General features: G+C 32.8%; 18 protein-coding genes. 14 read left to right on the top strand and 4 right to left on the bottom strand.

Going from position 1 to position 22,052, the window contains the following annotated elements:
* The first annotated feature begins 17 nt into the window (after nucleotides 1–17).
* From IAE51_RS01845 to IAE51_RS01820, 6 genes are all read left to right on the top strand, one after another.
* Nucleotides 18–2,012: an alpha-glucuronidase gene (locus IAE51_RS01845; protein WP_129880844.1), complete on the top strand. Its 1,995-nt coding sequence runs from the start codon at nucleotides 18–20 to the stop codon at nucleotides 2,010–2,012.
* A 204-nt stretch (nucleotides 2,013–2,216) separates the two neighbouring features.
* Entirely contained in the window at nucleotides 2,217–3,965 is a 1,749-nt protein-coding gene (locus IAE51_RS01840; RefSeq protein WP_129881683.1) for a metallophosphoesterase, read from the top strand.
* Between the two features lie 25 nt (nucleotides 3,966–3,990).
* Nucleotides 3,991–4,386: a hypothetical protein gene (locus IAE51_RS01835; protein WP_129880843.1), complete on the top strand. Its 396-nt coding sequence runs from the start codon at nucleotides 3,991–3,993 to the stop codon at nucleotides 4,384–4,386.
* A gap of 266 nt (nucleotides 4,387–4,652) precedes the next feature.
* A complete protein-coding gene (locus IAE51_RS01830) occupies nucleotides 4,653–6,200 on the top strand; it encodes a zinc ABC transporter substrate-binding protein AdcA (protein ID WP_129881682.1) in 1,548 nt (515 codons plus the stop codon).
* 299 nt (nucleotides 6,201–6,499) lie between these two features.
* Nucleotides 6,500–8,461 carry a MucBP domain-containing protein gene (locus IAE51_RS01825; protein WP_129881681.1) on the top strand — a complete coding sequence of 654 codons (1,962 nt, stop codon included), beginning with the start codon at nucleotides 6,500–6,502 and terminating at the stop codon, nucleotides 8,459–8,461.
* Between the two features lie 74 nt (nucleotides 8,462–8,535).
* Nucleotides 8,536–9,063 carry a DUF805 domain-containing protein gene (locus IAE51_RS01820; protein WP_200094603.1) on the top strand — a complete coding sequence of 176 codons (528 nt, stop codon included), beginning with the start codon at nucleotides 8,536–8,538 and terminating at the stop codon, nucleotides 9,061–9,063.
* Between the two features lie 64 nt (nucleotides 9,064–9,127).
* Here the strand turns inward: IAE51_RS01820 and IAE51_RS01815 are convergent, their stop codons facing one another.
* Nucleotides 9,128–10,513, bottom strand: coding sequence for a Xaa-Pro peptidase family protein (locus IAE51_RS01815; protein WP_200094601.1), 1,386 nt, complete (start codon nucleotides 10,511–10,513; stop codon nucleotides 9,128–9,130).
* Nucleotides 10,506–11,267, bottom strand: coding sequence for a DeoR/GlpR family DNA-binding transcription regulator (locus tag IAE51_RS01810; RefSeq protein WP_195228747.1), 762 nt, complete (start codon nucleotides 11,265–11,267; stop codon nucleotides 10,506–10,508). The genes IAE51_RS01815 and IAE51_RS01810 overlap by 8 nt, the downstream gene beginning before the upstream one ends.
* 195 nt (nucleotides 11,268–11,462) lie before the next feature.
* On the opposite strand from IAE51_RS01810, the gene IAE51_RS01805 reads away from it, so the two are divergent.
* The 7 genes from IAE51_RS01805 (at nucleotide 11,463) to IAE51_RS01775 (ending at nucleotide 19,248) form a co-directional block, all read left to right on the top strand.
* Complete coding sequence (locus IAE51_RS01805) at nucleotides 11,463–12,194, top strand: alpha/beta hydrolase (RefSeq protein WP_200094598.1); 732 nt, start codon at nucleotides 11,463–11,465, stop codon at nucleotides 12,192–12,194.
* 92 nt (nucleotides 12,195–12,286) lie between these two features.
* Nucleotides 12,287–12,832, top strand: coding sequence for a GNAT family N-acetyltransferase (locus IAE51_RS01800; RefSeq protein ID WP_015426521.1), 546 nt, complete (start codon nucleotides 12,287–12,289; stop codon nucleotides 12,830–12,832).
* A 222-nt stretch (nucleotides 12,833–13,054) separates the two neighbouring features.
* Complete coding sequence (gene ylqF, locus IAE51_RS01795; protein WP_081042640.1) at nucleotides 13,055–13,903, top strand: ribosome biogenesis GTPase YlqF; 849 nt, start codon at nucleotides 13,055–13,057, stop codon at nucleotides 13,901–13,903.
* Between the two features lie 111 nt (nucleotides 13,904–14,014).
* A complete protein-coding gene (locus tag IAE51_RS01790; protein WP_200094596.1) occupies nucleotides 14,015–14,791 on the top strand; it encodes a ribonuclease HII in 777 nt (258 codons plus the stop codon).
* A 551-nt stretch (nucleotides 14,792–15,342) separates the two neighbouring features.
* Nucleotides 15,343–16,173, top strand: a complete 831-nt coding sequence (locus IAE51_RS01785) for an XRE/MutR family transcriptional regulator (protein ID WP_098383905.1) — start codon at nucleotides 15,343–15,345, stop codon at nucleotides 16,171–16,173.
* Nucleotides 16,174–16,316: 143 nt separating this feature from the next.
* Nucleotides 16,317–17,828 (top strand): glutamate:gamma-aminobutyrate antiporter, encoded by a 1,512-nt coding sequence (gadC, locus tag IAE51_RS01780; protein WP_129881675.1) that lies wholly within the window; start codon nucleotides 16,317–16,319, stop codon nucleotides 17,826–17,828.
* A gap of 19 nt (nucleotides 17,829–17,847) precedes the next feature.
* Nucleotides 17,848–19,248: a glutamate decarboxylase gene (locus IAE51_RS01775; protein ID WP_129881674.1), complete on the top strand. Its 1,401-nt coding sequence runs from the start codon at nucleotides 17,848–17,850 to the stop codon at nucleotides 19,246–19,248.
* Nucleotides 19,249–19,359: 111 nt separating this feature from the next.
* Here the strand turns inward: IAE51_RS01775 and IAE51_RS01770 are convergent, their stop codons facing one another.
* A complete protein-coding gene (locus tag IAE51_RS01770) occupies nucleotides 19,360–20,106 on the bottom strand; it encodes a mechanosensitive ion channel family protein (RefSeq protein WP_003130180.1) in 747 nt (248 codons plus the stop codon).
* A gap of 160 nt (nucleotides 20,107–20,266) precedes the next feature.
* Between IAE51_RS01770 and IAE51_RS01765 the strand changes: the two genes are divergently transcribed.
* The gene (locus IAE51_RS01765) at nucleotides 20,267–21,289 is read left to right on the top strand and encodes a branched-chain amino acid aminotransferase (RefSeq protein WP_003130182.1); all 1,023 of its coding nucleotides are present in this window, start codon (nucleotides 20,267–20,269) and stop codon (nucleotides 21,287–21,289) included.
* Between the two features lie 32 nt (nucleotides 21,290–21,321).
* Here IAE51_RS01765 and IAE51_RS01760 read toward each other — a convergent pair whose 3' ends face one another.
* A complete protein-coding gene (locus tag IAE51_RS01760) occupies nucleotides 21,322–21,933 on the bottom strand; it encodes a sugar O-acetyltransferase (protein ID WP_129881673.1) in 612 nt (203 codons plus the stop codon).
* Nucleotides 21,934–22,052 lie beyond the last annotated feature (119 nt).

Genomic DNA, 22,052 nt, shown 5'->3' with positions numbered 1-22,052 from the left:
GATAAGAAAGGGAGAAAATGACGATTGATGAAATGTGGCTGAAGTCTTCAGTCTTGAAAGAAGGACTGGCCGAGGAGATTTTTTATGTTGATGTGGCATTTGAAGATAAAATCACGCTTCGTTTGCGCTCAGAAATCAGTGAATGGTTAGGCTGTCAACTGACAGGAGAAAAGTCAAAAGCAACAGTGGTCTTGTCAGTAAAAAGTGATCTAAATGATAATTTAGAAGCTTATGAAATCAGAGAAAATGAGATTATTGGTGCTTCGTCAGTTGGTTTGCTTTATGGATTTTATGCTTATTTGCGTTTAAAACTAACAGGGGCCAAATTATCTGAAAAATCAGCACCTAATCAAGCTTTGCGGATGATTAATCACTGGGATCAAGTGGATGGTACTATTGAACGTGGCTATGCCGGTGAATCTATTTTCTTTGGTCGCTTTGGTTCAAATGATAACACAGACACAGGATCCTTTGCTGTCAAAGACATTGGAACAGATATTTTTCGTAATGATTTCACGCGCTTAGAAATGTACGCTCGCTTTCTTGCTTCCATTGGAATTAACGCAATTTCACTAAATAATGTGAATGTTAGAGCTTTGGGAACAAACCTGATTATCTCTCCTTACATTGAAAAAGTAGGTGAGATTGCTAGTCTTTTTGCGACTTTTGGTCTCAAGACCTTCTTAGCTATTAATTGGGCAGCACCAAAATTAATTGGTGGACTAGAAACGTCAGATCCCTTGGATGAAAAAGTGTCTTCATGGTGGCAACAAACTATTGACCATATCTATAATGTCATTCCTGATTTTGGTGGTTTTGTTGTTAAAGCAGACTCTGAGGGTGAACCTGGTCCTTATCAATATGGTCGAAATCATGCGGACGGAGCCAATATGCTTGCTAAGGCTTTTGAAAAATATGGAGGACTTGTCATTTGGCGAACTTTTGTATATAATTCGCAAACTGACTGGCGGAATCGTAAGAATGACCGAGCTAAGGCAGCTTATAAAAACTTTATGCCCCTTGATGGTGATTTTGCGGACAATGTAATTTTACAGATTAAATTTGGTCCCATTGATTTTGGAGTGAGAGAACCTTTGATGCCCTTGTTTGGAGCACTTAAAAAGACTAATCAATTAATGGAATTTCAAATCACGGCCGAGTATTTAGGACATCAAATTGATCTGAATTATGTTCTTCCTCAATGGCTAGAAATGATTCATTTTGATAACTACGGTCAACCAAAGGATACAATCAGTGCGAATTCTCCTATAGCGACAAACTCAGGTTTTGTTGCCATTGGTAACGTGGGAATGGATGAAAATTGGTGTGGAAACAAACTATCCCAAGCAAATTTTTATGGTTTTGGTCGAATGTGTTGGAACAATGATTTAACAGCAGCTAAGATTTTGCAAGAATGGATTGCGTTGACTTTTCCAGAAGTAAAAGAAGAAGTACGAAAAGAAATTTTTGAGCTCATGATTGATTCTAATCGAACATATGAACTCTACAATGCACCACTTGGTGTGGGTTCAATGATGGTTCCTCATTATCACTATGGCCCTTCCGTCAATGGGTATGAGTATGATCGTTGGGGAGCCTATCATTTTGCTGACCGCAATGGTCTTGGAATAGATCGAACAAGTGCGACAGGAACTGGCTATGCGAGTCTTTATGCCCCAGAAGTAGCCAAAATTTTTGAAGATAAAAGTAAAACTCCAGATGAAATTCTACTTTTTTTCCATTATGTCGAATATGGACAACTTTTAAAAAGTGGAAAAACATTGATTCAGACCATTTATGACCAGCATTTTGAAGGCTTTGAGCGAGTAGAGTCTTACCTTAAAAGTTGGCAGACATTAATTGGAGAAATTGATGAGCTGACATATAATAATGTGCTTGAACGCTTGAAGCTACAATTAGAAAATGCCAGAAATTGGCGAGACCAAGTTAATACTTATTTTTATCGAATGTCAGGTATTCCCGATGAAATAGGTCGGGAGATTTATCGATGATTTAAAAAAAATAGCTAAATGATATACTAGCTATTTTTTAGTTTATACGATTGATCTTACCTACATTTTTAAATTGCTTATCTGATATAATGGATTTAGATAAAAACAGGACATAATCTTTAATTAAATATAATAAAATTTTACTGATGGTAAAGAGTTAAATTTATTAAGGTTAGTTAAAAAAAATAGAAGGGTTTAGATGACTTGAAAGCTAAAAATGAAATTTCTAAAGAGCGAAAAGAAACCGTAGAAACTGCGATAGAAATTAAACAAAATAATCTTGAAATCAGTCAAAATTTATTAGAAGGTCGATTTGAACTTTATCCAGAAAATCGTCGTCGTTCAGTCAATAAAGTTATTTATCAGAGCCAGTATTTTCAATTAGTTTACAATTTAAATCACAAATCATTAGCCATTGAGAGTAAGGGGGATTTAATCTACTCTGCAATTCCCTATGATACAGGAAGGAATTATATACAGAAAGCCTCTATTCAAGCAATCTTGCATCCAAATGAAACAAGAAAATATATTGAAAGTCATGAAAATAATCTAAAAAAATATTTGGCTTTATCTATTTTTCAATTAACAGGACAAAGAGTTGCACTTGATTCCAATGAAGTAAAGCAGGCTTATCAACAAATTTTTATGGACCCTTTGTTTGAAATGCAAGTCTTGGGAAGACTGATGCAACATGATGAAACGGGCCCTCTTTCTGCTAATCTGGCTGGAAAATTTTTACACAGTGAAAATAGAAAAACTGGAATTTCGCCTTATTTAGCCGAATACTTGAAATTTGTTGTTGAAGTGACGCAGAATTTACCGATTTCAACGGATGGTAAAAATGTTCATTTGCTTGATTCTGCCCATGAACAAACAAAAGAAAATGTTTATCTTGACCAAAGCAAGAATTTAGCACTTTCAAGTCAGTCAGATTTGAAAGTTGGTTTAGAAAATCTTCCTGCCCCACTTAAAGTAGAAATTGAAAACATTCAAATTGCTGAACCTATTAAAGAAGTGGTGACCAAACCACTACTGAAATCAAATGTGGGTAATCAATTGAGGAATTTACGGAAAAATTATGTTGCACATAGTCAAAATCCTAAAGACCTTGAGCAGTACTTTGAAAATGTTCATTCCACTGAAAACAATAATAAAATTAATGTTATTTCAGATATTAATAGTCAGGATGGAAAACTTCCTTTCTCTAATCCTAACTTCAATATTTTAGTAGGAAATATTTCTGATTCTGTAGTTTTGGATTCAAAAATACAAGGTATTTATGTTGTTGGAAATCATGAGCTATCAGGTATTCTTTCAGAGCAAAAAGTTTTTTCTAAAAGTCAATGGGATGATTTTAGAGAAAAAGAATGGTTTAAGGATTTAGTTTTAGACCCAGATCAGGCATGGCCAAAATTACCAATAGGTGATAATTCCTTTTATGAACTCATAAAAGAGGAGTTAGCGCAAAATTATCCCAAAATGAAGATATTAAATAATGAATCGGTGATTTATGAGGGGGTGCGTTATATTGGCTTAACCATACCAGTGGCTCTTGTAAAGCGAAAGAAAGAACTGCAAAATTTTATTGCTATTGAACTGAAAAGACTTCTTGCTCAAGATAAACAAATTCCAACAGTAATTGTTTCTCATGCTCCATTATTTAATGAATTAAGTATGCTTTCACCAAAGAGCAGCTCCTATAACAAATCTTATAAATGTGCTCATAGGGGGATATTGGATTTATTCGAAGATTTTAATATTATTGGAGCAATTCATGGTCACCATCACATTCCAGCCTCATCAGGTCAATCAAAAATGGTCAAATTTTCTAACAAAAATATCTTTGTAGTTTGTTCTATTTATTCAAAAATTAATACAGGATTTGAGCTCGCAAAATTGTTACCTGATACGAATATGGAGAAACTTTTAGGACTTAAGAAAGATAAAAATTAATAAAATATTTATAGGAGAAAGATGAATGAAAAAATTTTTTATTGGGATACTTTCACTACTCATACTTTTTACAGTTACGGCTTGCAGTAAGACCAATAGTTCATCAAAAGTTAGCAGTCAAAGTATGACAAAATTGATAAGAGAGTCTTCCAAAGAGACTCAAACAAAACAAGCTAGTTCAACAGAACTTAGTAGCAGTAGTAGGCAACAAAGCTCAGAAAATATATACTATGTTCAATTAAAAAAGGCGTGGCAGGATGAATTAGATTACATTAATTCGATAAGTGATCCTCATATCAAACAGGCAGTTCAATCACCTGAATCTGCCGCAATCTTTAAATCTAATGAATTAGTCAATCAACATCCTGAAGATACCTCTGTAATCAATGAAAATTTGAAAAAGGTGCTTTCAGGTCAATGAGGAAATTAAATGAATAATCTAAAAAGACTTTGTAATTAAGTCTTTTTTTGTAAACTTAAATTACTTAACCGGTTGACAAATTATAAAACTTTAGATATACTTAACTGGTTAACTATATAAGGAGGTGTCTTTTGAAAAGTGAAATTTAATAGAAATTAAATATTTTTTTGACTATAAAGTTAACCGGTTAATCAACTACTAACTGGTTTGATATTTATCTCTAGAGTAAATGAGTAAAGAAGATTATTTTTAGGAGGATTTTAAGAGTGAACTTAATCAAGTATAAGAAAAAATGGATTATTAGTGTATGTTTAGGATTAGTGGCTTTAATATTTTTAGCTGCTTGTCAGAATACAAATTCAAAAGAAAATGAAAAAAACGCCAGTTCAAAACTATCAGTTGTTACCACTTTTTATCCCGTTTATGAATTCACAAAGAATGTTGTGGGTGAGGCTGGAGAAGTATCACTATTAGTACCAGCAGGTACAGAGCCTCATGATTATGAGCCTTCAGCAAAAGATATGTTGAAAATTAATCAATCAGATCTTTTTGTTTATCATAATGATAATATGGAAACTTGGGTAGGAAAGTTGAAAAATACTTTGGGAGAAAAATCGCCCAAGATCATCGAAGGAACAAGAGAAATTGTTTTACTTCCAGGTTCTGATGATGAGCATGAACACTCAGAAAACGAAAGTGATCATCATCATGAGTATGATCCACATACTTGGCTTTCACCAAAGATGGCGATTAAAGAAGTAAAGATAATTGAAGCTCAATTAAAAAAACTCTATCCTAAACAAGCTAATCTTTTCAGTGAAAATGCTGAAAAATATGTTAAAAAATTAAGTAAACTTGATCAGAAATACAGTGAAGAACTAAAAGATGCTAAGCAGAAAAATTTTGTGACTCAACATGCTGCTTTCCGCTATTTAGCATTGGACTATGGTCTTAATCAAGTGTCTATTGCAGGTTTAAATCCTGACAAAGAGCCTTCAGCTAAAAGATTGGGGGAATTAAAAAAATATGTTGAAGCTAATAGTATTCAGTATATTTATTTTGAAAAAAATGCTAATGATAAATTTGCCAAAACACTCGCCAAAGAAGCAAAAGTAAACGTTGAGGTGCTTAATCCATTAGAAAGTTTGACGAAGAAAGAACTTTCAGAAGGTGGGAATTATATCAAAGTTATGGAACAAAATTTAATAGCACTTAAGAAAACAACAGAAACTGAAGGAAAAGACATTCAAGCAGAGGAGAAAAGTAAAGAAGTAAAAACGGTTGCCAATGGTTATTTTTCTGATGCTGATGTAAAAAACCGTTCCTTAAGTGATTATAGTGGAAATTGGCAATCTGTCTATCCTCTCTTGGAAAAAGGAACATTAGACCAAGTGTTTGAGCTTAAATCAAAAATTAATAAGGAAATGTCAGCTGCTGACTATAAGGATTATTACACAAAGGGTTATAAAACGGATGTTGACCAAATTTTAATAGATGATAAAACGATGAGTTTCGTTAAAAATGGGGTAAAAGAGAGCTATACATATCAATATAAAGGCTTCAAAATTCTAAACTATAGTAAAGGAAACCGAGGGGTTCGCTATTTATTTGAATCAAATGATTCCAAAGCTGGTGAATTTAGATATGTTCAATTTAGTGATCATAATATTAGCCCCGTAAAGACAAGTCATTTTCATATTTTCCATGGTGGAGAAAGCCAAGAAAAAGTTTTGGCTGAATTAGAAAATTGGCCAACTTATTATCCGAAAAAGTTGACGGGCTTTGAGATTGCTCAAGAAATGATTGCACATTAGTAGCGTGTAATATAAAGATAATTAAATGTTGTTAAATCGTAAAAAAGTTTTTCGGAGCAAACTGAGAAACTTTTTTTTACTACAAATTAGAAATTGCAATAAATTAATTAATTAGTTTACCATTAAGAATAAAAGGGGTAAAGTGAACAATAGATAAAGTTAATAACGGTAGAAGTACTAAATGTAATGAATAGTCTAAAATAGTATTGAAATATATATGTTTTAACAGTTTTGAAATGCATTGACATGAAAACGCTTGTGTGATAAGCTGTAACTTAAACATTACACAAGGAGTTATTATGAAAAAGATACATTTAAATAAATGGAAACATAAGAGTAGTCTTTATCTTATGCTGTTTTGTTTGTCTTTACCATTGGCCTTAACACCCTTAAGTGTCTCGGCAACTGAAACAGAAACAGAAACTGAACAAACAGCACCAACAAGTCAAAAAGATGCTTCTGAAACTACATCTGAAAGTCAAACGGTGGAATCCTCTACTAATGATCAAAACCAAAATAATTCAACGATTTCCTTACCAGAAAGTTCTTCTACTACTAGCTTAGCGCCTTCTGAAAGTCTGACTTCTGATTCAAAAAAATTGGCGCAAAAAGAGGAAGTAGTTGCCTCAACAACGGTTGCTGAACCAAAAGCAGCAGCAAGTTCTACAATCTCTGTACCAGACCCAAATTTAAAACAAACAATTTTATCAACTTTAGGGCTTGCAACGACTGCTGAACTGACTCAGACAGATATGGATAAATTAACGAATTTAACTTTAAATTCAGTAGATATTTATAGCCTAGTTGGACTTGAACATGCAACTAATCTTTCATCAATTTATATTAATGTCAATAACAAAATCACAGATTTTACACCATTAGAATCATTAACCAAACTGACATTTGTTACCCTACAAACTAGTTCATTAACCAGCGATAACTTTCCAAATCTTACAGCAAGTCAGGGTTTGACAAATTTGTCAATTGGTGGGACTAGTGTGGATAATTCTGTATTAGCAAAAATTGTTAATTTAAAAGCTTTAGTAAGACTTTATATGGATAGTAATATGAATATTACAAACATTGAGCCATTAAAAGTTCTTCCGAATCTAAAGAGTCTTAGTGTTCAATTTTGTGGAATCACAGATTTTACTGTCATCAAAGATTTTCCAATAATGTCTGACTTGGCAGCATTTGGCCAAAATACTGGAAGAAATGATCCTCCAACTACGGTGACAAGATCGAGCTTGAAATATAATGAAGATGAGCAAAGTGTTTATATTCCATTTTCAATGATGCCTAATCGAATGACGAATTTTGATGGTTATATTCCACCTTTTTCAACTTCAAACTCTGCCAGTAATACTTATTTTGATTTTAATGGAACTCAACTTCCAGCCAGTCGTTTGCAAATAGATGACAATGGAATCACTATCAATTCAGTTAGTCCTGAAGAATATCAAGGAATAAAATCTTTTGAGTATAATGCTCGTTTAAATAACCCAGCAGGAACGTATGCAGTTCCCGATGGCTATACGTTTTATGCAATATCCTCAGGTACTTATTTACATCAATTTGATGTCGTTGATGATGGGGCCCCAGTCACAGTTAAGTATCAAGATGAAAATGGTCAAGAACTAGCACCGTCAGAGCTTTTAAATGGCTATGTAGGAGCAACCTATAATTCAAAAGAACTAAGTTTCCAAGGATACTCTTTAATTAAAGTGGATGGTGATGCAATCGGTAAATTTACGGATAGTCCTCAAACAGTAACTTATATTTATCAGAAAAATGCTAAGTTACTTGGTCAAGTGACGGTCAAGTATATAGATACAGATGGTAAGGCACTTTTCGGTGATGTTATTCAGACAGGGAATATTGGTGAAACTTATCATACAGAAAAGAAAGAACTAACTGGTTATACTTTCAAGAATATAATTGGTAATGCCTCTGGCCAATATACTAATAGCCCTCAAACAGTAACTTACGTTTATGAGAAAAATGCTAATCCTAATAAACCAGAAGAAGTTATTCCAGATTCTAGTGATAAAAATAATGTAAATCCAGACTCTAGGGAGAATGAAACAACGAAAGGGTCTAAGACTGTTAAAGATAAAGAATCAGTTGTAACTTCTAAAGAAAAGAATCTACCTGAAACAGGTGATAAAGAACAAGGAATGAAAAAAATTACTTTGTTTGGTTCTTTCTTACTTATACTTGGTTCACTTGTGCTATTTATTCGATTTAGAAAAGTAGATTAATTATAACAATTATTTTATAAGATCTTTGTTTTCTTAGCTCTTTTTTAATTAATATTGATAAAAAAGGAGGGGCAATGGTTGGAGAAGTTGTTTTAGTCAATGCCTATAAAAAATTTTTTAGAGAATATTTTAATTTTAAAGGTAAAACGAGTCGGCTGGATTTTTGGTATGTCATATTAAGTTTATTAATACTTTCGATCATTCCAACAGTCATTTTATCTTACTTAATTTTTGGTTCTTTAATGAGTATTTCAGGTGGAGGAAATGTTCAAGAAATAATGGAGAGTACATTTCTTAATATACCAATCTTTATTATTGGAATCATCTATTTGTTTTTATTTGTCCCAGTTATTACGATGACTGTTAGAAGATGGCGTGATGTCGGGTTAAGAGCAAGTGGCATAATTTTGATATTCTGTTTATTGGTGCTAATTGTGATTCTAGGTTTTATAATTCATCTGAAACAAAATATAATTATTGATTTTCTTATCGTTATAATTTCATCAATGTTTTTGATTACTTTAATGCCTTCCCAAATATGTTGTACTAATTCTAAAAAAAGAATTAGTCAATTCTTTTTTTGCTCAAAAGGTGAAAGATAGTTTTATGTGAAAATAAAAGAAGAATTCTGCCGAATAGAATTCTTCTTTTTTATAAGTATTAACTTTATTTGACTTTCAAGGCTTTCGACTTTTCTAAGAGGAAAGGTCTTAGGTAGCCCACTGTATTTGATAAAGGAAGCACATCTGGACTTAAATTGATGTTTAATTCATTTATGAGGTAGTTTCTTCGTGTTATAATTCTTTGCCATAGTTCGGGATATTCATTTTTAAGTTCATTTTTAAGTGACTGATCAGCAATAGCTACGCATTCTTCAGCACTTACGCCTGCTAAACCTTCTACAGATGGAATAATATCAATTTGAAAAATCATTCCACTAGCAATTTTCACTTTTGAATTTTTATAGAAAGGAGAGGCCATCCATTCTTCATCAGCGACATAGTGCCCTGGATTTAAATGCCAATTATACTTTGCTTTTGGCAAATTTTCATCAATCATTTTATAGAAATCATTTCCCAACATTCCGATGGAAATATTTTCTAGCCAAGAAACGACTCCTTTATAATAAGGAATGACAAGATCAGTGAGATAATGCTTTTGATTATCTGGCAATTCTTTTTCTTCATTAATTAAAAAACCAGTTCGACTAGACAAGCCTCCTTTGAAACCTGTTGTCATTGAAATTGGTTCGCCAAAGTTTATTTTTTTATAGGTTGGATAGAAGTTGGCTTTTTTAAATCTTTCTCCAGAAGCTGCAATTGTAATTACAGAATGGGCTTGCCCTTCGTCAGAGAGTATTGCGCCAATTTCACTTTCTTTCATTCCTATTTTAAGCTGATTCATGGCATTTAGAATGCAACGAGAGGCAAGATTAGCTCCATATTCATAATGCGCGAGTTCGTTTGCATTGTTTATCGTCCGAATTCCTTTTGGACCAATGAGGAGTTGAGCAGCGTTAGTTAAAATTGTATCTGTTGAGAGTGAATTCTTTACTGCGTCTACGATAAAGTAGGGAAGATCAAATAATTCTGAAGGCTCTTCATTTTGTGTTGTAAACATCTTCCAGCCAATCAAGCCAATTTTTTTGTTTTTATAAAGTTCTAACTCCTTAAGAATCTGAGTTAGACTTTTTTCGTTATCCATGGGTTGATTTGGCAAAGAAAATTGAGGGTAATGAATAAGGTTAGCTTCAATTCTTGAGTGTTTAGACATTTTTAAATTCTCATTACCCAAAACAAGCGTGGCTTTATCATTTTTATCAATAATGAGTAATCCTTCCTCAAAACGTGGAATAAATCCAGTAAAATATTCAAAATTGCTGCCATGTTCTTTGTCTGCATAGATAATTAATGCATCGTATTGTTCTTTAGCCATTATTGTTAAAAGCTTTTCTTTTCGGTCCTTTAATGTTTTGTCAGTTAGTGTAACCGGTGGAACATTATTAAAGAGCTTTGGTTCGTTTATTTTTTCGTAAACAATTTCTTTATTCATTTATAGTCACCACTTTCACATTATTATCATTTAAATTATTCATCAATTCACCTTCAATTTTTTCATCGGTGATGAGATAGTCTATTTCTTTTAAATCACAAATTTTAAAGAATCCTTCTTTATTAAGTTTGGTATGATCTGCTAAGGCTATGACTTGCTTTCCTTGTTGAATCATTTTTCTTTTGACGAGGCCTTCCTCTTCAGTATGAATAAATAAACCATTATTAGAAAGAGCGAAAATGCCTAAAATTGTAAAATCAACTTGATATTGAGAGAGTTTTTCAACGGTTTCCGCGCCGTACAAGAATAGTTGATTCTTGTTTAATTTTCCGGGAAGAAGTTGTACAGTTGCCTTCTCATACTTCGAAAGTAATATTGCATTGGTGAGGGAGTTTGTGATGGTTGAGATAGAGAAGTTATAAAGTTGTTTTATAGCAGCTTCGACGGTTGTTGATGAATCAAAAATAAGAGTGCTATGATCTTTTATGAGATTTTTTATTTTACTTGCTATTTTTTTCTTTAAACTGCTGGAAATATTTGAGCGTTCTTCATAATTCAAAATCTCAGCCTCTTTGCCGATTGGAATTGCTCCACCATGAACTCGATGCAATTTTTTTCTGGATTCTAACTTTATTAAATCTCTCCTAATTGTATCTTTTGAAACTTCAAGTTTTTGAGCTAGAAAATCAATTGTGGCACTGCCTTCTTTATCAATGATTTGGCTAATTTGGGATAGTCTTTCTTCTAATAACATTCTCTCTCCTTTTTAACTATCATAACACAGCGTACTAAAATAAGCAATAAGTTGCAATTGTTTAATCAAAAACATGCTAAAAATGCAAATTGATGCAAAATGTTTATTTATCTTATTATTATAAATATATAATCGTTTTAGTTTTTGTTGTCATGTTATAATAATTATAATATCAATATGGAGAATGAAGTAAGAATGAAAAAAAGTAAGTTAAAGAAAATTTTAGGTTTTTCGGGAGTGGTAATACTGATAATTGCTACGTTTATATTTTTTTACCTTAAGACGAATAGCTATCATCCCACTTCTGAAGCTTTAAAAATTTCACAAAAAGCTGAAGTTCAGAATGATACCCTTGTATTTAAAGGAAATCCTAAAAAAACAAGCATTATCTTTTATCAGGGGGCTCTAGTAGATAATAAGAGTTATAGTATTTGGGCAAATAAACTTGCTAAAGCAGGATATACGGTTTATCTAATAAAAGAACCTTTAAATTTAGCAGTGTTTAATCCAGATAAAGCTTCCTCAATTATTAAAACGAATAAAATCAATAATTATGTGGTCGGTGGCCATTCATTAGGTGGGGTAATTGCAAGTCGGTTTGCAGAAAAAAGAATATCTGATTCATCATTAAAAGGAGTTTTCTTTTTAGCTAGTTATCCTGATAAAAAAGGAAGTCTAACTAATTTTAATGGAGGAATATTATCTATAGTTGGTTCTCAAGATGGGGTCCTAAACTGGTCATCATATCAAAAGGCGAAACAATATCTTCCACAACAAACGAAGTATATTACTATAGAAGGTGGAAACCATAGTGGATTTGGGAGCTATGGTTTTCAAAAAGGAGATAAAAAGGCGTCAATTTCTAATCTTCAACAGCAAGAATCAATCTTTCAAACATTAAAGAATTGGCTTATAAGACTAGATTAGATATTTTATACTAATAGTAAAAGGACTTCATTATGACCTCTAAATCTTTTTTGATATAATCGATATATTACCCTTAAAGTAGAGGAGAAATAATGAATTTAGAAATAAAAAATGTATCTAAAACTTTACCGGAATATCGTCAAGTCATAGATTTAGTTAAAAATTCTTTTCCTAAAGAAGAACAATATCCAATTTGGCTGCTAAAACTTTGGGCCTTGAAGAAAAATGTACATTTCTGGGCTTACTATCAAAACGATGAATTTTGTGGTGTTTCTTACCTTGTGAGTCATGAAGAGATGACTTTTGTTTTATATTTAGCAGTTAATAATCAGGTTCAGTCTAAAGGTTATGGTTCAGCGATTTTAGAAACTTTAAAAGAAAAATTTTCAGGTAAAAATATTACTTTGAACATTGAGAGACTTGATCCGAGTGCAGATAATTATGAACAGAGAGTAAAACGTCTAAAATTCTATAAAAAGAATGGTTTTTATGATACAGACTACACAATTACTGATCGGGGAGAAACTTTCTTAACTTTGACAACATCACCCTCTTTCTCCGTAGAGGTTTTTAAAAAGGTCTTAAGAGAATTAACTTTGGGTCTTGATTTATTAAAAATCGGAAAATCTGAATCCTGAAAATTGAGGATTACAAAAAAAGTTGAAAAATGCTAAAATGGATAAGGTAATCTTTGTCCATTTTTTATATTCTTTTGGGTTTAAAAGAGGGCAAAAATTAGAATTCAAATTTGTATTCTTTTAGTAGAATAAAAACTCAGCTAAGTCTTGATTCTTATCTGAATGTGAAATTATAAATATATAAAAGCTGTAGAGATTACAGTTGATTTGAGGAGTATTAATATGGTGATACAATGGTTTCCTGGGCATATGTCCAAAGCACGTCGTCAGGTGCAAGAAAATTTAAAATATGTTGATTTTGTGATTGAATTGGTTGATGCTCGTCTCCCTATTTCTTCACGTAATCCGATGTTGGGGCAAATTATTGGAGATAAACCAAGAATTATTGCTTTAAATAAAGCTGATTTAGCTGATTCTAATGCAGTAGCACAATGGATCGAATATTTTGATGAACAAGGTTTTGTAACTTTAGCCATTAATTCTAAAGAAGAATATACAGCAAAAAGATTAACTGTTGCTGCTAAAAAATTGATGGCTGATAAGGTCGCTCATGATAAGGAGCGCGGCATTGCTCATACTACTTTGCGAACAATGATTATCGGAATTCCGAATGCAGGGAAGTCAACTTTGATGAATCGCTTAGCAGGTAAAAAAGTTGCAGTGACTGGGAACCGTCCAGGGGTAACTAAGGGTCAACAATGGATTCGAACCAATAAAGAATTAGAATTATTGGACACACCAGGTATTCTTTGGCCAAAATTTGAAGATCAACTTGTTGGTTTAAAATTAGCTTTGACTGGGGCAATTAAGGATGATTTATTGCCAATGGATGAGGTAACAATTTTTGGATTAAATTATTTTTTGAAGAATTATCGAACAGTCACAATGAAACGATATCGAATGACAGAAGAAGATTTGGAGCTTGAAATTCCAGACTTAATTATGGAGCTGACCGCAAGATTTGGTTTCCGTGATGATTATGATCGTTTCTATAATATGTTTGTCAAAGATGTTCGAGATGGAAAACTGGGCTTGTTCTGTTTGGACGAAGTCGGAGTTGACGGACTTTGATTTTATGATTGTGTGATTACTGACAGATTTTCAGTATCAATAACATAAATAATATTATGTAAAATTACTGACAGAAAAGCTGTCAGTAATTTTTGAGAGTTGGTGAGTAAAATGGGACAAACCATTAAAGAAATTAAAGCGACCTTAGCCAAACTGACAGACTTGTCAGCAAAAGAATTCTTAGACTATGAAGCAGATGAACGGGCTGGGGTTCAAGCAGCTCTTAAAAGTAGGAAAAAACAAATTTTAGCAGAGCTAGCAGAAGAGGCTCGTTTGGAACAAATGTTGGAATTTGAGAAAGAACTTTACGGTCAAGGAATTCAATTAATTGCAGGTATTGATGAAGTTGGTCGTGGACCACTTGCTGGTCCTGTAGTGACTGCGGCAGTCATTTTACCTAATAATTGTAAAATTCGGGGTTTAAATGATAGTAAAAAAGTGCCAAAATCAAAACATCATGCTATTCTATCTGAAATTCAAGAAAAAGCTTTAGCAATAGGAATTGGGATTGTTGATGCGGAAAAAATTGATGAAGTAAATATTTATGAGGCAACAAAAATTGCAATGATTCAGGCAGTATCAAAATTATCTGTTAAACCTGAACACCTCTTAATTGATGCTATGGTTTTGGATTTACCTATTGCACAGACAAAAATTATTCACGGAGATGCTCGTTCAGCCTCGATTGCGGCGGCTTCAATTGTTGCTAAAGTAACTCGTGATGAAATGATGAAAGAGTTTGCTCTTGAATTTCCTGAGTATGATTTTGAACATAATGCAGGTTATGGAACAGCAAAACATCTTGAAGCTCTAACAAAATATGGTATCACAAGAATTCATCGCAAGTCCTATGAGCCGATTAAAACAATAGTCAATTTTAAATCGTAGATTCTGTCAGTAAAAATATGTAAAACGTGAACGTTATCTGTTCACGTTTTTTTGATGACAGGTCTGTCAGTAATTATTTAGACTATTCCTTTTTTAATAAAAAACTAATTTTATATTAACCTAAATGACATAATAAATAAAGAGAGTTTTTATAGAATTAGTTACTAATAAAATATTTTAAATTGGTATAGTTACATCTGTTATAATTTCCAATATTTTTTAATAATAATTATTTTAACAAAAGACTTATATCAAAATTCTAATAGAGCAGATGATGAGCCCAGTATAAGCTTTCACACTGTTTTCATTAATAGCCTAAGAGAAATATAAAGTAATATAAATGTTTTTTATTATAAATTATGTAAGATATACTTTTTGTATGAACTGGTATAAATTTGACGATTAAGTCCTAAATAAGTTATAATCTCAATTGCGTAATTTCTTAAATCCAGAAATAACAGCTACATTGACATACTGATTAAAGAGTATAGCCAATGAACTGTTATAAATCTTGAAAAACAATAAAAATAATAGTTTGGGGGATGTTGAGAATGTATAAAAAATATGGAGATTGTTTTAAAAAGTTACGAAACCAAAAGAATTTAGGATTATCATACTTTAGTAAATTAGGAATAGACCGTTCAAATATATCTAGATTTGAACATGGAAAGTGTATGATGAGTTTTGAGCGCATAGATTTGATGTTAGAAGAAATGCAAGTGCCATTAGCTGAGTACGAATTGATAGTAAATAATTATATGCCGAATTTCCAAGAATTTTTTATATTAGAATTGGAAAAAGCTGAATTTAGTCAAAATCGAGATAAAATAAAAGAGTTATATTCTGAGGTTAAAGAAACAGGGAATCATTTACTGACGATTACCGTTAAAACGAAGCTTGGGACTATTAGTCAGACAGAAGTTAAGGAAATTGAAACTTATCTTTGTAATATTGAAGAGTGGGGATATTTTGAACTAACTTTATTCTATTTTGTATCTGATTATCTCAATGTCAATCAATTAGAATTGTTGCTTTTTAACTTTGACAAAAGATGTGAAAATTACTGTAGAGTCTTAAAATATAGAAGGAGACTATTGCAAATAGCCTATAAAAGCGTTGCGATATACGCGGCTAATGGAGAAAGAGCAAAAGCCGAAAATATTTTAGAAATAACTAAAAAATATCGAACTGTAGGTGTCGATTTATATTCTGAAGTATTAAGACATCTTGCCAGAGGTATCATTATTTTTAATTTTGAAAATGCAGAAGTGGGAGAAGAAAAAATAAATTATGCGCTTGAAACTTTGGAAGAATTTGGAGGAATGAAGATAAAAGAATTCTATCAGAAAAAAATGGAAAAGTATTTGAAAAAGTCAATTTAGTCTCTTTTAAACTGTTGCTTTAAAGCAACAGTTTAAAAGAGATTTTTTTTATTCTGGAGCATATACTAGAAAATGAAGATGAGTTGTATGAGGCTATATAACATGTCTTTTAAAAAATTCAATCATAAATATAAGGAGGTATGATGAATCAAAAAAAATTATCATTATTCGGTTTTTTTGCATTAACCGCTTCAATGGTTTTGACTGTCTATGAGTATCCAACTTTTGCCACGTCAAAATTACATTTGGTGTTCTTTTTACTTCTCGGAGGACTACTCTGGTTTTTGCCCGTAGCGCTCTGTGCAGCAGAAATGGCGACGGTTGAAGGTTGGAAAAATGGTGGAATTTTTAGTTGGGTGAGCCAAACTTTAGGGGAGCGCTTTGGTTTTGCAGCCATATTTTTTCAGTGGTTCCAAATTACAGTTGGCTTTGTCACTATGATCTATTTCATTTTAGGGGCCCTCTCTTATGTGTTAAATTTTCAGGCACTTAATACAGATCCATTGATTAAATTTATTGGTTTACTAATCATTTTTTGGGGATTGACATTTTCTCAGTTAGGTGGGACACAAAGAACTGCTAAATTGGTAAAAGCTGGTTTCGTAGTTGGAATAGTGATTCCATCGATTATCTTGTTTGGATTAGCTGCGGCATATTTTATCGGAGGTAATCCTATAGAGATACCAATTAATAAGCATGCTTTTGTACCAGATTTTTCACAAGTATCAACTTTAGTAGTTTTTGTTTCTTTTATTCTTGCTTATATGGGGGTAGAAGCTTCAGCTTCGCACATTAATGAACTTGAAAATCCAAAGAGAAATTATCCCTTAGCAATGATTTTATTAGTAATTTTAGCTATTTCTTTAGATGCCATAGGTGGATTTTCTGTAGCAGCGGTTATTCCTCAAAAAGACTTATCATTAAGTGCAGGGGTAATTCAAACTTTTCAAACGTTAATCTTACATTTTAATCATCATTTGGGATGGTTAGTTAAAGTAATTGCACTAATGATTGCCTTTGGGGTTATGGGAGAAGTGAGTTCATGGGTTGTTGGTCCTTCTAGAGGGATGTTTGCAGCAGCACAAAGAGGCTTATTACCAAAATTTTTACGTAAAACAAATACGCATGAAGTCCCCGTTCCGCTAGTTATGATTCAAGGAATCATTGTTACACTTTGGGGCGCTGTATTAACTTTTGGAGGAGGAGGAAATAATTTATCTTTCTTAGTTGCCATTTCACTGACAGTAGTGATTTATTTGGTAGGTTATCTCTTATTCTTTATTGGTTACTTTGTTTTAATCTATAAAAAACAAAATTTAAAGCGCACTTATAATGTTCCAGGTAAAAAAGTTGGAAAAACAATCATTGCGGGAATTGGATTTTTATTATCAATTTTTGCTCTATTTATTTCCTTTGTTCCTCCAGCATCAATTGCGAAAAATGAGACTCATACTTACCAAATGATACTTCTTATAAGTTTTGTTGTGACCGCTATCTTGCCATTTATTGTTTATGAATTGCATGATAAAAGGGGACATGATACTATTGAAGAACCAAGGCACTTTAAAGCAAGAGATGTGAACCCCGCGATTTATCCAGCAGCTCGTGGTGAGCATCATATTATTAAAAAAGAAGAACATATCTTAAAACATTAAAAAATTGGAGGATGTACCTATGTTATACGGAAAAGAAAATCGCGATGAAGCAGAGTTCTTGGAACCAATTTTTGGTTCAGAAAGTGAACAAGTGGATTTGCCTAAATATAAATTAGCTCAACAATCAATTGAACCTCGAGTGGCCTATCAGTTAGTTCAAGATGAAATGTTAGATGAAGGAAATGCTCGTTTAAATTTAGCCACATTCTGTCAAACTTATATGGAACCTGAAGCAGTCAAACTAATGAGTCAAACCTTGGAAAAAAATGCAATTGATAAATCGGAATATCCAAGAACAACTGAAATTGAAAACCGTTGCGTCAACATGATTGCTGACCTTTGGAATGCGAGTGAAAAAGAAAAATTTATGGGGACTTCAACGATTGGTTCTTCAGAAGCTTGTATGCTTGGTGGAATGGCCATGAAGTTTTCTTGGCGCAAGCGAGCAGAAAAATTGGGATTAGATATTAATGCGAAAAAGCCAAACTTAGTTATTTCATCTGGTTATCAAGTTTGCTGGGAAAAATTCTGTGTTTATTGGGATATTGAAATGCGAGAAGTGCCAATGGATAAAGAACATATGTCAATCAATTTGGACAAGGTGATGGATTATGTTGATGAGTACACGATTGGGGTAGTTGGTATTATGGGGATTACTTATACTGGTCGTTATGATGATATCAAAGCTTTGGATAATTTGATTGAAGAATATAATAAACAGACAGACTATAAAGTTTATATTCACGTAGATGCTGCTTCAGGAGGACTTTATGCTCCCTTTGTTGAGCCAGAACTTGAGTGGGATTTCCGTTTGAAAAATGTCATTTCAATCAATACCTCAGGCCATAAATATGGTTTAGTTTATCCTGGTGTAGGTTGGGTTTTGTGGCGTGACAAAAAATATTTACCAGAAGAATTAATTTTTAAAGTAAGTTATCTTGGAGGAGAACTACCAACGATGGCCATTAATTTTTCTCACAGTGCCTCTCAATTAATTGGTCAATATTATAATTTTGTACGTTATGGATTTGATGGATATAAAGCTATTCATGAGAGAACACATAAAGTAGCCATGTTTTTAGCAAAAGAAATTGAAAAAACTGGAATGTTTGAAATTATGAACGATGGGTCACAATTGCCAATTGTCTGCTATAAATTAAAAGAAGATTCAAATCGAGGTTGGAATCTTTATGATTTGGCGGACCGTTTATTAATGAAGGGATGGCAAGTGCCTGCTTATCCACTTCCCAAAAATTTGGAAAATGAAATCATTCAACGTTTAGTGATTCGAGCAGATTTTGGGATGAATATGGCATTTAACTATGTTCAAGATATGCAAGAAGCAATTGAAGCTTTAAATAAGGCTCATATTCTATACCATGTGGAACCTGAAAATAAAACTTATGGCTTTACTCACTAAAAAAACCGATATTCATCTTATGAAAAAATAAAAGCGATATAGTTAATCTATATCGCTTTTATTTTGATGATAAATTTTGTTTTTTCTATTTAGTCATAAGTTTGTCAGTGATTATTTTTCATAATATTTATCTAAAATTTCCATTTTTAAAGGCGTAATCTTAGATAATGGGGCAGTTAAACTTGTTCTTAAGAAGAGTTTGTCTTCAATGTTGATAATTCCTAAATATTTAAGTTGAGGATAATTTGCATTAACTTCCATAATTTGATTTTTTCTTTCAATCAGATTTTCACTTGTTACTGGCACATCAAGATTAACAGTTCTTTCTTTGTATGAGTAGTTTTTGAGGGCAGCAATATTTCGATTAGGAATAAAAGTCGTTGCGCCATCAGCGCCAATTACTGTAATTGAACGAATTCCTACAGTTTTTACTACCCCTTCGATGTCAAGGCCCGCAAAAGCCACAGTATCTCCAACGTTGATTTGATGTTCAACGATAATAAAGAAGCCATTGATAATATCAGCGACTAAATCTCGCCCAGCAAAACCTAGAGCAACTCCGAGAATACCAGCACCAGCAAGGATATTTGCAACAGGAATTCCGATGACTCCTAGAACAGTATAGATATAAAGAAAAACTGTAAGATAATGGATGGCACTGGTTGTCAGTCGAGAGAGGGTTAAAATTCTCGAAGTATCCGTCCATTTTTGCTCACTATAATTTTTAAATAAGCGTTTAACGATACGAGAGCCGGCTTGATAGAGAATAAAAAAAAGAATACTAATTAATAAAATTGTAATTGCTTTATCTAATAAAAATAAACCAAAGTCTTCCCAGTTTGTTTTTAATAAGTTCATTTTTGCTCCTTTGTCCAGTAATTTTATAAATTCATTTATAGAGAAATTGACTATATTTGAAAAAATTGTTTGAACTTTTACTGAATTTCATGAATATTTTCTTGTTTTATGTTACAGAAAATAATATAATCTATTATAACAAAAAAATTTGGAGGATGTTATGGCAATTAATTTAGACTGGGAAAATTTAGGATTCAGCTATCGGAACTTACCTTTTCGTTATATCGCTCGTTTTAAAGATGGAAAATGGAGTGCTGGAGAACTAACAGGAGATAATCAACTTCATATTAGTGAATCATCACCTGCTTTGCATTATGGTCAACAAGGTTTTGAAGGATTAAAAGCCTATCGAACAAAGGATGGTTCAATCCAACTTTTCCGTCCTGACCAAAATGCTGCTCGTTTGCAAAATACGGCGCGTCGACTTTGCATGGCAGAAGTTCCAACTGAAATGTTTATTGATGCAGTTAAACAAGTGGTGAAAGCCAACGAAGATTTTGTGCCTCCTTACGGAACGGGTGCAACGCTCTATCTCCGTCCACTTTTGATTGGGGTTGGTGACGTTATTGGGGTGAAACCTGCTGATGAATATATTTTCACCGTTTTTGCTATGCCGGTTGGTTCTTATTTTAAAGGCGGATTGGCTCCTTCAAAATTTGTAATTTCAAGAGATTATGATAGGGCAGCTCCACTTGGTACAGGTGGTGCCAAAGTTGGAGGAAATTATGCAGCTTCTTTACAAGCAGAAGTTGGTGCCAAAGCTTCAGGCTATGCAGATGCAATTTATCTTGACCCAAGCACACATACTAAAATTGAAGAAGTCGGGGCAGCAAATTTCTTTGGAATTACAGCCGATAATGAATTTATCACACCATTGAGTCCATCAATCTTACCTTCAATTACTAAATATTCTCTTCTTTATTTAGCTGAACATCGTTTGGGACTCAAAGCGATTGAGGGTGAAGTTTATGCCAAAGATTTAGGTAAATTTGTTGAAGCAGGAGCTTGTGGCACAGCAGCAATTATCTCTCCAATTGGTCGTATTGACGATGGAGAAGATTCTTATATTTTCCATTCAGAAACAGAAGTAGGACCAACGGTTAAACGTTTATATGATGAATTGGTTGGCATTCAGTTTGGTGATGTTGAAGCACCAGAAGGCTGGATTGTTAAAGTTGATTAATTTAAAAAGCTAAAGAATACTCTTTAGCTTTTTTATTTTGAAATAAATAATTTATCTTTTTTAATCCATTCTTGATCCTCTGTTCGAATTGGACGAATCACTTGGCAAGGATTACCAGCAGCAATCACATTTTCTGGAATATCTTTGGTAACGACGCTTCCTGCACCAATAATACTATTGTCACCAATGCTTACACCAGGAAGAAGGCTGACATTTGCCCCCAACCAGACTTGGTTCCCAACCGTAATTGGCTTTGAATAGACCCCACCAGCAGTTCTTAAACTTGGATCTTCCGAATGATTGGCAGCAAATAAACCACAGCGGGGGCCAAAGTAAACATTATTGCCAATCGTGACCTGATTACAGTCTAAAATAATCATATCATGATTAATGAGGACATTATCGCCAATTCTTATATTGAAGCCAAATTCACAGCGAAAATTAGATTCAATATAAGGATTTTTACCTAAATGTTCAAAAAGATTCTCTAAGATTTCTGGATGATAACCCTCATTGTTATTAATTTTTTGATTATAACGACGGCTTTCAAAAAGGGCATGGTTACGATATTCAGACAAGTCTAAATCGGCGTCATAGTATGTTTTTCCTGAATTAATTAGTGTCTTTAATTGTTTCTTATTCATTCTTTTATCTTACAATTTTAGTCTCTTTTAGTCAATTGTAAGGGTTTTTATATTTTTGATAAAGCTACTAAAAATTACATTTATATATAATTGTCAGAATATATTGATATTTCATCGAA

Origin of the sequence: Lactococcus sp. S64 (genome assembly GCF_016516525.1) — a bacterium.
Classification (GTDB): Bacteria; Bacillota; Bacilli; order Lactobacillales; family Streptococcaceae; genus Lactococcus; species Lactococcus lactis.
Note: the sequence above shows the minus strand (reverse complement) of the source record. Positions and strands in the feature narration are given on the sequence as shown.